The following is a 13005-nucleotide window of genomic DNA, read 5'->3' as shown; positions in this document are numbered from 1 at the left end:
TGCGATAACTATATAATGGCGCGATACATCATTAAAACCAGTATAGTGTGATAACATGCCAAAATATGATATAAACCAGCTTTCAACATCACATAGAAAAGAGTTCGGTAGGAATATAGATATTACAGTTTTTAGGTTAGTTAGATTTATGGATTTGAAAAAATCAGTAGGGAAAGAACATTATGAAATAGTTTATGAAGCGGGCAAAAAATTGGGGCATGAATTGAATCCAAAAACTGTCGAAGAGGTTATTATATTTTGCAAGGATCACAAAATAGGAATGTTAGAGATAGTCGGAGAAAATCCATTGCAAATTAGAGTTAATGAATGTATATGTTGTAACGGATTGCCAGAATGTGGGGAAACATTATGTCATTTTGAAGGAGGATTGATTGCAGGATGCTTGGAAAAAATTTTTAATAAAAAAGTTCAAGCGATAGAAACTCACTGTGCAGGATTGGGGGACGAATTTTGCCAATTTGAACTAAAAATTTATTAAATAAAAACTAAAAAATTAAATGTGGATGTTTTGGGCCAATATAATATGGTGGTTTTTTGATGCAGGAAATCAAAAATTATATATCAATAAACTAAATATTTCAGAAAAATTGGTGGCGAAGGTCATTATGGAGGAAGCGCTATGGTATGGACTTTGCTAAGGCAGGGCATGGCGTAATATAATCACTCTTCATCAATCTTCGAACAATTTCCCGTATCGTATAGTTAAGGTGTGTATATAATATATCTTTTATTACGATACAACAACAGAGAAATATATTTACGGGTTTGTTAATAATATCTATCTTTAACATTATTCAACACGAAATCTATTAATTTTTCAGTGACATTTACATTTGAAACTTTCGAAAGAGTTTCCCATGAGGGAGCTCCATTAACTTCTATTACTTTTAGCCCATCTTTACTTTCCATCAAATCCACACCACCATATATAAGCCCCATAGAATCTTTTGCTTTAATCGCTAATTCTTCGATTTCTGGTGTAATTTCGCAAGGTTTTCCAGTTCCCTGCTGGTGTATGTTGGTTAGCCAATTATTTGAGGTCCTATACATTGCAGAAACAACCTTATCTCCAATAACAAATGCCCTTATATCTCTATATACATTATTTGGATTTCGTATAAATTCCTGAATATAAAATAAGCCGTATTTTTTCTTAAATTCTTTTAATAGATTTATTTTATTAATTATTGGTTTATTTCCCAATCTAATAATGCCTTTCCCTCTATTGCCAAATATTGGTTTTACGACACAATCTTTAAATTTTTCTGACCACATTAGTGCTTTATCTAAATCTTCTGTAATGATGGTTTTAGGGTGTGGTATGTTGTTTTTATCCAAAATCATTGAAGTTTTATATTTATTTCCTGCATTTTCCAGTCCTTCTGCTGGATTTATCAACGGCATAACTTCCCCCAAATATTTTAGGGCATCAAATCTATAATAATCAGTCCCATCACCGAGGTCCCTAACAAAAGCACAATTTAATTTTAATAGATTTTCATTATTACATTTAAATTTTATGTCCATTCCAGTAAATGAAACTATTTTGGAAGGTTTTATATATATCGGAGTAATATCCCTTTTAATTAAAACTCGTTCCAACGAACAGGTAATCCAGTCCCTTTCTTCTGTAATAATTCCTATTTTCATTTTTTCACGATTATAGCTACTATTAATTTAATTTTTATATCATTAAATATATCTATGTTATATACAATATATTATTACTTATTTACTATATATATCATATTTTATTATGTTATATATTATGTTATTATGCTTTATTATATTATTTTATTTCGGTGAAATTATGAAAACAGAATTAACTAATGTAGATATATTTGTTGCAGTGCAGGAGCTCCAACAGATTATAAACGGAAAGCTTGATAAAGCATTTTTAGTAAATTCTCAACAGGGAAAAGAATTAATTTTAAAAATCCATATTCCTGAAATTGGGACGCGAGAAATTGTAGTCGGAGTTGGAAAACATAAATATATTACACTTACAGAATACAGCAGAGATAAACCACGAAATCCTCCATCTTTTGCCATGCTACTTAGAAAGCATCTTAAAAACATAAAAATTGTATCCGTTGAACAGCATAATTTTGATAGGATTATTAAAATTAAATTTCAATGGAATGAAATAGAATATATATTAGTTATAGAGCTATTTGGGGACGGAAATGTAATTTTATTGGATAAAGAAAATACAATTATATTGCCATTAAAAATAGAAAGATGGAGCACTAGAAAAATAGTTCCAAAAGAAATATATAAATTTCCACCACAAAGGGATTTAACACCATTTAATTTAAAATATGCCGTAGCTCAAAACATATTTAATGAGGAATTTAAAAAAGAGGAAAATAGAGATGCCGAATGTGTAAGAATAATATCCCGGATATTTGGACTTGCTGGAATTTATGCCGAAGAAATATGTAATTTATCAAATATGGATAAAAATATCAAAAATCCAACAGATGAGGGGATAAACAAATTATATGATGGGACAAAATTATTTTTTGATAAAGTATTTAATGAGAAAAAGCCACATATTGTGCTAAAAGATGATAAATATTTTTCTATTTCGCCGATTGAACTATTGAAATATGCAAATTATGATAAAAAATATTATGATAACTTTTTAACCGCAATGGACGATTATTTTTCAATATTTATATTAAAAACAGAAATCAAAAAACAGGAAACCAAAATCCAAAAAATGGTAAATAGGCAGGAAAGAATATTAAATAGTCAAATTGAATCCTTAAAGAAATATGAGAAACAGGATATAGAAAATAAATTAAAAGGAGATTTGATTTATGCCAACTATGCTATGGTAGATGAAATATTAAATACCATAATATCGGCACGGGAAAAATTGGAATGGAAAGAAATTAAGAAAATAGTTAAGCAAAATAAAGATAATCCTATATTGGGCAAAATTGTATCCATAAATGAGAAAAACGGAGAAATAATATTAAATTTAACTGTGGATTATGGGGACGGAGCTCCCATAACAAAAAATGTAATATTGGATATACGAAAAAATGCTTTTGAAAATGCTGATAATTATTATGGAAAATCCAAAAAATTTAAGCATAAAATAAAAGGAGTTCATACGGCAATAGAGATTTCTGAAAAGAAACTTAAAAAATTAAAAATACAGGAAGAATCAGAAATGGAAACGCTGAAAGAAAAAGAAGAAACCACGATGGTTAAAAAGGAAAGAAAGAAAAGAAAATGGTATGAAAAATTCAAATGGACTGTTATTAATGATTATCTTGTTATTGCGGGTAAAGATGCTTCAACAAATGAATCATTAATAAAAAGATATACCGAAAAAGACGATATTGTATTCCATACTCAAATGGCAGGAGCTCCCTTTACAGTTATAAAAGTTGATAAATCAAAAGGCAATAAAACAATTGAAGAGCTATCGGAAGAAGAAAGAAACCATTTAATAAGCGAAACAGCAAAATATGCCGTATCTCACTCAAAAGCTTGGAAATTGGGGCTTGGTAGTGCCGATGTTTATTGGGTAAAACCTGACCAAATATCCAAAACTGCGGAAAGTGGGGAATATCTTTCAAAAGGGGCATTTATGGTTAGGGGAAAGAGGAATTTCATAAGAAGTGCCATTCTTGACCTTGGAATTGGTATAATTGAATATGATGGAGAGGATAGGATAACTACGGCACCATCTGAAACCGTTAAGAACTTTAAAAAATATGTGCTGATAAAACCTGCTAAAAAGAAAAAAGGAGAATTGATAAAAGAACTTAAAAATGAATTTAAAGAATATTCTATTGATGACGAGGACATATTAAAAGTGCTTCCACCGGGAGAAAGCGATATAAAAAAATAAATAAAAATAATAAATATATAAAAAAATGTAAAAACCTTCGGTTTTTACTTTTATATCTTTTTATATTTTAGGGAGCTCCTTTATAATTTTGTTGCATCGACTTATTTCATTAAATAATCTTATAAATATTTTAATTATTAATTTTTGTAATTGTATTATCATTATTTAATTTAACAATCATAGTATCTTCATTTTTATACAATCCTTCGGATACTGCTAAAACTGCTGCTTTTGTTCCAAATCTATCAGAACCTGCTAAAACGAAAATATTATATTCTGGATTGTATGGGTTTTCTATTTTTTGAATTATTCCAGTGTTAGCTCCGGGGTTTTCATTTGTTATGCTTATTTTTAATAGATTTTCTATTTTTTTAGTGGCATTATTTGATACTGGACCGCCAATTAATATTAAATCACTTTTAGTTTTTAGGAGCTCCCCTCCATCTACTGCAACTTCTGAACCAAAATAATCTGTTAGATTTTGGTATTCTTTTCCATTTTTATATATGGTTAATTTATCATCCTTTTTAAGAAGATATAAGTTATTTCCAATATGTTCTGTTCCATCTACGGTATCTTTATTTATTTCATAATTATTGTTGTATAATATATTAAATATCGCTATTCCATTTTTAATATTTACTGATTTTAATTTATAATTCATTATTTCAAAATTCGTTTGAATATCTTCGGGATTACGGTATTCCAGCGTTATTTCGTTGTTATCAATATGTACGCCATAATTATTATCTAATACAAACGATTCGCCATCAACTAATTTAATACTATCATATAATTTAAACGAAAATCCGTATTCTTTTGTATATTTTGTAATATTATCATAATATATTGACAAATTGGAGTTTTTAACAGTATATAGTTCGTTAATATGTATTTTTACATTAGAGTCTATTGAATTATTGTCTTTTAATATGTCTATAAGTAATTCTGAATTATCCATGGATAGTGCTTTTAATATTATGTTATATCCACTATATTCAAAAGATTCATTTGTTGTTATGTCTTTAATTTCCTTTGAAAGTATTATTTCATCGTTATTGTAATCCAGCACAGTATATTCATTCCCTAAAAAATTTACATTTTCGTTTATTTTTGGGCTGTTTAATATTTCGCTATATTTGATTTGTTTATATTTTATATTATTGTCATTTTCGATATTAAATTGAGCATATATTATGCCATTATCAGTATTAATATTAAACTCACCCGTTGATGGAATTGAGTAATATATATTTTCAGTTATGTTTGCAATATTTCCATCAATAATTTCAACGGTTCTGTATGAATATATTTCATTCATTAATATATTGGCATAATTTGCATCTGGACTGTCTTTATTCACTATTATAACTGGATTAATGGCATCAATAGCATAGTTTGAGGCTAATGAGATGCACAAAAGTAGCAATATTAGTTTTTTCAAATAATCACCTATTTTAATATAATAATAATCATAATAATAAATCCCCCCAATATATGGGATATAAATAAGGATATTACAGCATAATATAAATATTGGTATAGAATATTTATTTAATATATTATATACGATATTATATACAATATAATAATTTATATATTTATATATTATTTTAGATATTTTTTGGGTGAAATTATGAAAAATAAATTAAAAGATAAACTAATAAAATTATTAAAAGAAGTCGAATGTGTGCAGTTTGGGGATTTTACCTTAGCATCTGGAAAAAAAAGTAATTATTATGTAAATATCAAAAAGGCAACCACAAATCCAAAGATTTTAAAGACTGTTGCACAATTAATAAATATTTACATCGAAGAAGACAAAAAAAATCCAAATTTAAAAATAGCAGGAGTAGAGTTGGGCTCTGTTTCAATAGCCACAGCAGTATCTCTTGAAACTGAAAAAGATTTAATAATTATAAGAAAAAAAGCAAAAGACTACGGAACTAAATCTAAAATAGAAGGGACATTAAATAATGGAGATACCGTAATTATGGTGGAGGATGTTACTACAACGGGTGGAAGTGTTATAAAAGCAATACAGGAGGTTAGAGAAAATGGTGGCATTGTGGATAAAGTATTTGTAATTGTGGATAGAAATGAAGGGGCAAAAGAAAATTTAAAAGAAATTGGAGTAGAATTAATTGCCCTTGTAAATGTTGAAGAGTTAAAATAATATCTATATATTTATAGTTATTATAAATATATTTTATTATAAATATATTATAAAGAGCCCTATAAAATTAATTATCTAGCTCCTCCATCAATTACACTTAATTTTCTAAGTGTTTCGTAAAAGTTTCTTCCTTTTACAAAATATGTGTATGAATCGGATTTTCTTAAAATTATTTCGTCTCCTTTTTTTAATTCGCCTTCTATCGTCCCATCTACGGCAACTAGCGTTTCCTTTTTTATAATTTTTATTTTTATCTCGGAGCTCCCATTTACAACAATGGGTCTTGAAAATAATTTAAATGGACATATTGGAACTATCACAAAGCCATCAACTTGGGGCTCTACTATTGGTCCCCCTGCACTAAGAGAATATGCCGTAGAACCTGTGGGGGTGGATATTATAAGACCATCTGCCCTTATCTCTTCTACAAAATTTCCATTTACATAAACTTCAAATTGTATCATTTTTGCAGGGCTTTTTGTAGTTATTACCAATTCATTAAGGGCACTGGGGAGTGTTTTTTGATTGTTATCTTTATATTTTATATGTCCCGAACATTTGGTTCTTTTTTCAATTTCATAATCTCCATTTATTATGTCTTCTATAATATCAAATATACCCTCCACATCAAATTCCGCCAAAAATCCAACGGTCCCCTTATTTACTGTAATTATTGGTATTTCATTACCTTCTACAATTCGCGATGTCCTTAATACGGTCCCATCTCCTCCTATTGATATCATATGTGATATTTCTGAAACATCTTTCATTAAATATTTGTCTTTATTTTCAATATTGTTATTATTTGTATTATATATTTTATTGTAAATATCCTGTTCTAATTCATAATCTATATTTTTTGAATCAAGATAATTTATAATTTCATACACCAACTCAATAGCCTCTTTTTTATCGGCTCTTGATACTATTCCAAATTTTGTGGGCTTTAATTTCCATTTATTTCCAAATATTGATACAAATTTTTTATGTAATTTATCATTGGAGCATATAAATGAATTTTTTGCATTAATATTAAGGGGCATATTTATAATTCTTCCGTCTCTGTCGGAGATTATGCCTCCTGCCTCTTTAAGAACTACAAAACCTCCCGCAATATCGCATAAACGAGTGGTTTCATTTACATTTATAAAGGCATCTAATGAGCCACGAGCAACAAAACATAGCTCCAAAGCTGCGGAACCAAATATTCTTATTCTTTTTACTCTTCTATCTTTAATAAAATCTAAGGTATTGGTTGTTAGGCCGTAGGCAAAAACTCCAACCGAAGCATCGCTTAAATTAGTGATTTTTGAAGTATATATTCTTTTTTGAATATTATTTTTAAATACAAAAGCCCCGCTACCTTTTTTGGCAAAATATACCTCTCCCGTAGATATGTTCCTTACAACTCCCACTTCCAAATCATTTATGGTTAATTCATCAATATTTCTATCATTTAATTTGCATATGGCAATAGAAACGGAATATATTGGTATATCGTTTAAAGCATTATATGTTCCATCAATTGGGTCCAATACAATAACATATTTGGGATTATCTCCTATTTGTTTATGTCCTATTTCTTCGCTTATTAAAATAGCACTACATTGTTTTTCGATGGAATTTATGGCAATATCTTCGGCTATTAAGTCAATTCTTTTTGTTGGAGTTCCATCTGCTCCGATTTTGACTATTTCGGTGCCTTTCTCCCAGCCGATTAGGGGTTTAACTCCTTTTTCAATGTTTTTAGCAATATTCATAGCAATAGTTATCATATCCATTTTTTCACCAATATTATAGTTAATCTTCAATAACTGTCCATTGTTTGTCCCAATTTTGAGTATAAAATCCTTTTAGGATTTTATACAAAAGCATAGCTTTTGTAAACGAATTTCTCTGTTGTTGTAATGCAATAGAGATTTTATATTCTTTAACTATGCATTACAGGAAATTGTTCGAAGATTGACTATATATGATATTATATGATAAAACCATTATATATAATTGATAAAATTATTAAAAAAAATAAAAAATATGGTAAATGTGATATTATGAATTGGAAAGGACATACAATATTTGGAATAATTTTTGGGTTGCCATTTTTGGGAGCTCCTGAACAAATTTTTTTATTGGTGGCAGGAGCCCTATATCCAGATTTAGATCACGATGTAAAATCCGATATAGTGGATAGGGGGCTATATTTAGCAGGAGGATTAACATTAATATCAGTTTTAACCTATTTATTTAAGCCAGAATATTTTGATATTGGTTTTTTTGTTGGTGCTGTTGCTGTATTGTTAGTTTATTTAATACCAAATCACTCAAACCACAGGGGATTTACCCATACTATTTATTGTATGGGTATAGTATCCTCTATTTTGGGATTTATAACATATAAATTGTCGGCATTATCTCCAACTCTTGCAGGTTTATTGGCTTTGGTAATGATTACAAATAATAAATTACTTGGGAGGGTTGTCCCAATATGTGTTTTTGTGGCTTTGTTGGTGCATTTAATAGTTTCTAAAATAGTTCTTTTGAATTATAATGGAATGGAATTTTATATTGTCCCTATTGCATTGGGCTATTTATCCCATATAGTTGGAGATAGCCTTACACCAGCAGGAGTTCGCCCATTTGCTCCGATTATGGATTATAAATTTGAAAAAAAAGAGGCAATAATTATAATGATTTTATGGGCATTAACTGTATTTTATTTAATAAATGAAAAAATAAAGATATTATAAAATATATTTTACATTTTATTTATATTATATTCCTTATGTATGCATGCTGATATCAATATTATCTAATAATTACTCCATTGGCACATTTTTTAGCATTTTTTCGTGCTTCTTCAACTGTATTTGCAGATGCCAACGCAACTCCCATTCTTCTACCTACTTTTGCGAGTGGTTTTCCGAAAATTCTTAATTTTGTATTTGGAACTTTCACAGCATCGGAGATGTCATATTGTGGTGCATATTTATGTATTTTTGATTTAATAACACTACTTGCACCTGCTGTAATTAATTGAATATCCACAGGAAGCCCCAATATACTTCTTAAATGTATTTCAAATTCACTCATATTTTGGGTAATCATTGTAACCATTCCAGTATCATGTGGTCGCGGAGATACTTCGCTAAATATTACTTCGTCCCCCCTAATAAATAACTCTACACCAAATATGCCGTTTCCACCCAATACTGTGGTTATTTTATTTGCCATCTCCTGGGCTTTTTTTATCATTTCCTCACTCATAGGATGAGGTTGCCAACTTTCAATATAGTCACCCCCATCTTGAATGTGTCCAATTGGTGGGCAATACACTGTTCCGTGAGCAGTTCTTGCTGTGAGCAGCGTTATTTCATAATCAAAGTTAATAAATTCTTCAACTATTACCTTTTTACCTATGCCCCTTGCTCCCGCTTGGGCATAATTCCATGCATATTCTATATCCTCGTCTTTTTCACTTTTAACTGTGCTTTGTCCCTTTCCAGATGACGACATTATTGGCTTTACGATACAGGGAGCTCCTATTTTTTTTACAGCTTTTTTTAATTCTTCCAACGATTCCGCAAATTCATATTTTGCTGTGGGTATGTTTAATTGTTCGGAAGCTAATCTTCTTATTCCTTCCCTATCCATTGTTATTTTTGCGGCATTTGCCGTAGGTACAACTTGATGTCCAAATTCTTCCATCTCTATGAGTATATCTGTATTTATGGCTTCTATTTCTGGTATAATATAGTCTGGAACTTCCTTTTCCAAAATTGCCTTTAAAGCATCTCCATCTTTCATATCTATTACATAACTTCTATGTGCAACTTGCATTGCAGGGGCATTATCATAGCTATCAACGGCAACACATTCTATACCTAATCGCTGAGCTTCTATTATTACTTCTTTTCCTAATTCACCACTACCTAATAGTAGTATTTTTGTTCCATTCGAAAAAAGAGGAGTTCCTAACAACATATTTTCACCACCTGATTATACTAACAATATAAATAGAATACTAAAAAATAGAATAATATAATAATGATATTATACTATTGTAATTACTAATATAATATAATTTATATTATTAATAATTTAGTATTTATGGTGAGATATTGGAACAAATAAAAGAATATGAATTCCCTAATGGGGATTTGGAAAAATTGGAGGATTTAATAGATTTAGGAACTTACTGCGATATTAGATTAAACTACGGCGAGTCTAATCATATAACACTAAAAGATGGCACAATTGAGGAAGTATCCTCTGGAATGTCATCGGGAGTTTGTGTTAGGATGCTTTATGAAAATGGTTGGGGTTATGCAACTGCTGATACAACAGATTTAAAGGAAATAAAAGAATTAATACAGAAAGCCTATAAAGTTGCCAAAATAGCAAATAATGAATCAAAAAAGAAAGTTATTTTAAAAGAAACTCCAACGAATACCGATTATATTAAATCAGATATTAAAATAAATCCGAAAGATATATCCACAGAAGAAAAAAAGGAATATTTATTGGAATCCCATAAAAATTTGATTGATGAAAATACTACAAACACAAATGGCAGTAATAAAATAGTATCTACATCGGTATCTTACTCCGACGCCACAGGGTATTCATTATTTATGAGTAGCGAAGGAACAAAGATAGAATCAGACAGAACAAAGGTATTTATGTATATGACTGCTGTTGCGTCAGGAAATAATAATAGTAATAATCTACAATATGCTTCTGAAAGAATAGGGGGCGATGGCTTTGAGGTAATAAATTATGATAAAATAATAAAATTATCAACAAATGCAAAAGAAAGAGCGCTAAGATTATTAACAGCGAAACAATGTCCAAAGGGAGAGTTTAATGTAGTATTAGACCCAGATCTTGCAGGAGTATTTATCCATGAGGCTGTGGGACATGCTTCGGAGGCTGATTTGGTATTACAAAATGATAGCGTATTTAAAGATAAAATTGGAGAAGTTGTAGGTAGTGAAATTGTTAGCGTTATTGATAATCCAAATATTGATAATTCATTTGGATACTACAAATATGATAGCGAAGGAGTGAAGGGGCAAAAAACTACAATAATCGAAAATGGAGTATTAAAAGGATATTTACATTCGCGAGAAACTGCGGGAAGAATGGATATGGAACTAACAGGCAACGGTAGGGCTCAGGGATTAAACAAACCTATTGTAAGAATGAGCAACACCTACATAAAACCTATGGACTGGGATTTTGAGGAGCTCCTTCAAGATACCAAAGATGGAATATATTTAAAAGGTTCAAGAGGAGGTCAGGTAGATACAGGAAAAGGATTGTTCCAATTTAATTCTGTTGAGGCTTTTATGATAGAAAAAGGAGAATTAACCACACCACTACGAGATGCTGGATTAAGCGGGGAGATATTAGATATATTACATAATATTGATGCCATTACAAATGAATTTAAATTAAGTATTGGCTATTGTGGTAAAGGAGGTCAAAGTGTTCCAGTAGGAGATGGTGGGGGCAGTGTAAGAACCAGAACAACGATATGTTAATGTTAATATATAATTTATATAATCTAATTATATTTAAAAATAAATTAAAATAAAAAAGTGATATTATGATATTAATTCAAGATGCCACCATAAATAACAAAGTTCAAGACATTCTAATTGAAAAAAATAAGATAAAAAAAATAGGAAAAAACCTAATACAAAAGGAAAACCTAAACAGAAAGGACTTAAAAATAATAGATGGAAAAAATAAAATAATAATTCCCGGATTAGTAAATACCCACACACATACACCAATGACATTATTTAGGGGAGTTGCTGATGATTTGCCATTAATGGACTGGTTAAATAATTATATTTGGAAAATGGAGGCAAATCTAAATGAAAAAATTGTTTATGATGCAACAATGCTTGGATGTATGGAAATGATTAAAAGCGGAACAACCACATTCAACGATATGTATTTTTATATGAATGGAATTATAAAGGGAGTTCAAGAAACAGGAATTAGGGCATATTTGGGCTATGGAATGATTGATTTATTTGACGAAGAGAAAAGGGAAAATGAATTAAAAGAAACAGTCAATACTGTTGAAAATATACAAAAATTAAATAATCCAAAAATAAATCCAACTGTATCGCCACATGCACCATATACCTGTTCTATGGAGCTCCTACAAGAATCCCATAATTTGGCAAAAAAATACAATGTTCCACTACATATACATTTAAATGAAACTATTGATGAGATAAAAACCGTAGAAGAAATGACTAATAAAAGACCTTTTGAATATTTGGATTCATTTGGATTTTTTAACGGTGTAAAAGTAATATCTGCCCACAATGTCCATCTATCCAATAAAGAAATTGAAATAATTAAAAATAAAAATATTGCCATATCGCATAATCCAATAAGTAATTTAAAATTAGCATCTGGTATAGCCCCAATTCCTAAATTAATGGAAAATACCGTATTAATAACTTTGGGAACAGATGGTTGTGGTAGTAATAACAATTTAAATTTATTTGAAGAAATAAAAATGGCATCACTTATTCATAAGGGAAATTCGTTAAATCCTACTGTGGTTAGTGCATCTCAATCCTTTGAATTTGCCACAAAAAACGGAGCTAACGCCTTAGGTTTAAATGCCGGTGAGTTGGTGGAGGGAGCTCTTGCCGATGTTGTTATAATAGACATAAATAAGCCTTATTTAATACCAAATGAAAATATTTATTCCCATTTGGTTTATTCCTTTAATGGGGTTGTAGATATGGTTATAATTGACGGGGAAATTGTATTAAATAATGGAAAAATGGTAAATATTAATGAAGAAAAAGTTTATGAAAATGCCGAAAAATCATACAATAAATTATTAAATAATTCCGATGAATAATTTTTATTTTTTCTTTTTTATTCTAATTTTTATTCTTTATTA

At 29.5% G+C, this 13005-nt stretch carries 10 protein-coding genes; 6 read left to right on the top strand and 4 right to left on the bottom strand.

The genetic code is table 11. From position 1 onward, the window contains the following. Positions 1–55 precede the first annotated feature (55 nt). Entirely contained in the window at positions 56–499 is a 444-nt protein-coding gene (locus MAEO_RS02805) for a V4R domain-containing protein (RefSeq protein WP_011973282.1), read from the top strand. A 290-nt stretch (positions 500–789) separates the two neighbouring features. Here the strand turns inward: MAEO_RS02805 and mptN are convergent, their stop codons facing one another. Further along, a complete protein-coding gene (gene mptN / locus MAEO_RS02800) occupies positions 790–1671 on the bottom strand; it encodes a tetrahydromethanopterin:alpha-L-glutamate ligase (RefSeq protein WP_011973281.1) in 882 nt (293 codons plus the stop codon). A gap of 160 nt (positions 1672–1831) precedes the next feature. Between mptN and rqcH the strand changes: the two genes are divergently transcribed. Then, on the top strand, positions 1832–3892 hold the full coding sequence (rqcH, locus tag MAEO_RS02795; protein ID WP_011973280.1) for a ribosome rescue protein RqcH: 2061 nt from the start codon (positions 1832–1834) through the stop codon (positions 3890–3892). A gap of 130 nt (positions 3893–4022) precedes the next feature. Here rqcH and MAEO_RS02790 read toward each other — a convergent pair whose 3' ends face one another. Then, the gene (locus MAEO_RS02790; RefSeq protein ID WP_011973279.1) at positions 4023–5336 is read right to left on the bottom strand and encodes an S-layer protein; all 1314 of its coding nucleotides are present in this window, start codon (positions 5334–5336) and stop codon (positions 4023–4025) included. Between the two features lie 192 nt (positions 5337–5528). On the opposite strand from MAEO_RS02790, the gene pyrE reads away from it, so the two are divergent. Next, positions 5529–6068 (top strand): orotate phosphoribosyltransferase, encoded by a 540-nt coding sequence (gene pyrE, locus MAEO_RS02785; protein ID WP_011973278.1) that lies wholly within the window; start codon positions 5529–5531, stop codon positions 6066–6068. Between the two features lie 71 nt (positions 6069–6139). Here pyrE and MAEO_RS02780 read toward each other — a convergent pair whose 3' ends face one another. After that, a complete protein-coding gene (locus MAEO_RS02780; protein ID WP_011973277.1) occupies positions 6140–7849 on the bottom strand; it encodes a bifunctional NADP phosphatase/NAD kinase in 1710 nt (569 codons plus the stop codon). Between the two features lie 270 nt (positions 7850–8119). On the opposite strand from MAEO_RS02780, the gene MAEO_RS02775 reads away from it, so the two are divergent. After that, positions 8120–8815: a metal-dependent hydrolase gene (locus MAEO_RS02775; RefSeq protein WP_048062458.1), complete on the top strand. Its 696-nt coding sequence runs from the start codon at positions 8120–8122 to the stop codon at positions 8813–8815. Positions 8816–8873: 58 nt separating this feature from the next. On the opposite strand, the gene purT is transcribed toward MAEO_RS02775, so the two are convergent. Then, the gene (gene purT, locus MAEO_RS02770) at positions 8874–10046 is read right to left on the bottom strand and encodes a formate-dependent phosphoribosylglycinamide formyltransferase (RefSeq protein ID WP_198002428.1); all 1173 of its coding nucleotides are present in this window, start codon (positions 10044–10046) and stop codon (positions 8874–8876) included. 140 nt (positions 10047–10186) lie between these two features. On the opposite strand from purT, the gene MAEO_RS02765 reads away from it, so the two are divergent. Both MAEO_RS02765 and MAEO_RS02760 read left to right on the top strand, forming a co-directional pair. After that, a complete protein-coding gene (locus tag MAEO_RS02765) occupies positions 10187–11611 on the top strand; it encodes a TldD/PmbA family protein (RefSeq protein ID WP_011973274.1) in 1425 nt (474 codons plus the stop codon). A gap of 65 nt (positions 11612–11676) precedes the next feature. Next, complete coding sequence (locus tag MAEO_RS02760; protein ID WP_011973273.1) at positions 11677–12963, top strand: amidohydrolase; 1287 nt, start codon at positions 11677–11679, stop codon at positions 12961–12963. Positions 12964–13005 lie beyond the last annotated feature (42 nt).

The sequence above is a fragment of the Methanococcus aeolicus Nankai-3 genome (genome assembly GCF_000017185.1).
Lineage (GTDB): Archaea > AGJL01 > Methanococci > Methanococcales > Methanococcaceae > Methanofervidicoccus > Methanofervidicoccus aeolicus.
The sequence above is the reverse complement of the archived record's forward strand: the minus strand, read 5'-3'. Positions and strand labels throughout refer to the sequence as shown.

Coding starts and splice junctions, on each gene's coding strand:
- MAEO_RS02780 (WP_011973277.1), bottom strand. CDS start 7,849: ATGGATATGATAACTATTGCTATGAATATTGCTAAAAACATTGAAAAA.
- pyrE (WP_011973278.1), top strand. CDS start 5,529: ATGAAAAATAAATTAAAAGATAAACTAATAAAATTATTAAAAGAAGTC.
- MAEO_RS02760 (WP_011973273.1), top strand. CDS start 11,677: ATGATATTAATTCAAGATGCCACCATAAATAACAAAGTTCAAGACATT.
- MAEO_RS02805 (WP_011973282.1), top strand. CDS start 56: ATGCCAAAATATGATATAAACCAGCTTTCAACATCACATAGAAAAGAG.
- MAEO_RS02775 (WP_048062458.1), top strand. CDS start 8,120: ATGAATTGGAAAGGACATACAATATTTGGAATAATTTTTGGGTTGCCA.
- rqcH (WP_011973280.1), top strand. CDS start 1,832: ATGAAAACAGAATTAACTAATGTAGATATATTTGTTGCAGTGCAGGAG.
- mptN (WP_011973281.1), bottom strand. CDS start 1,671: ATGAAAATAGGAATTATTACAGAAGAAAGGGACTGGATTACCTGTTCG.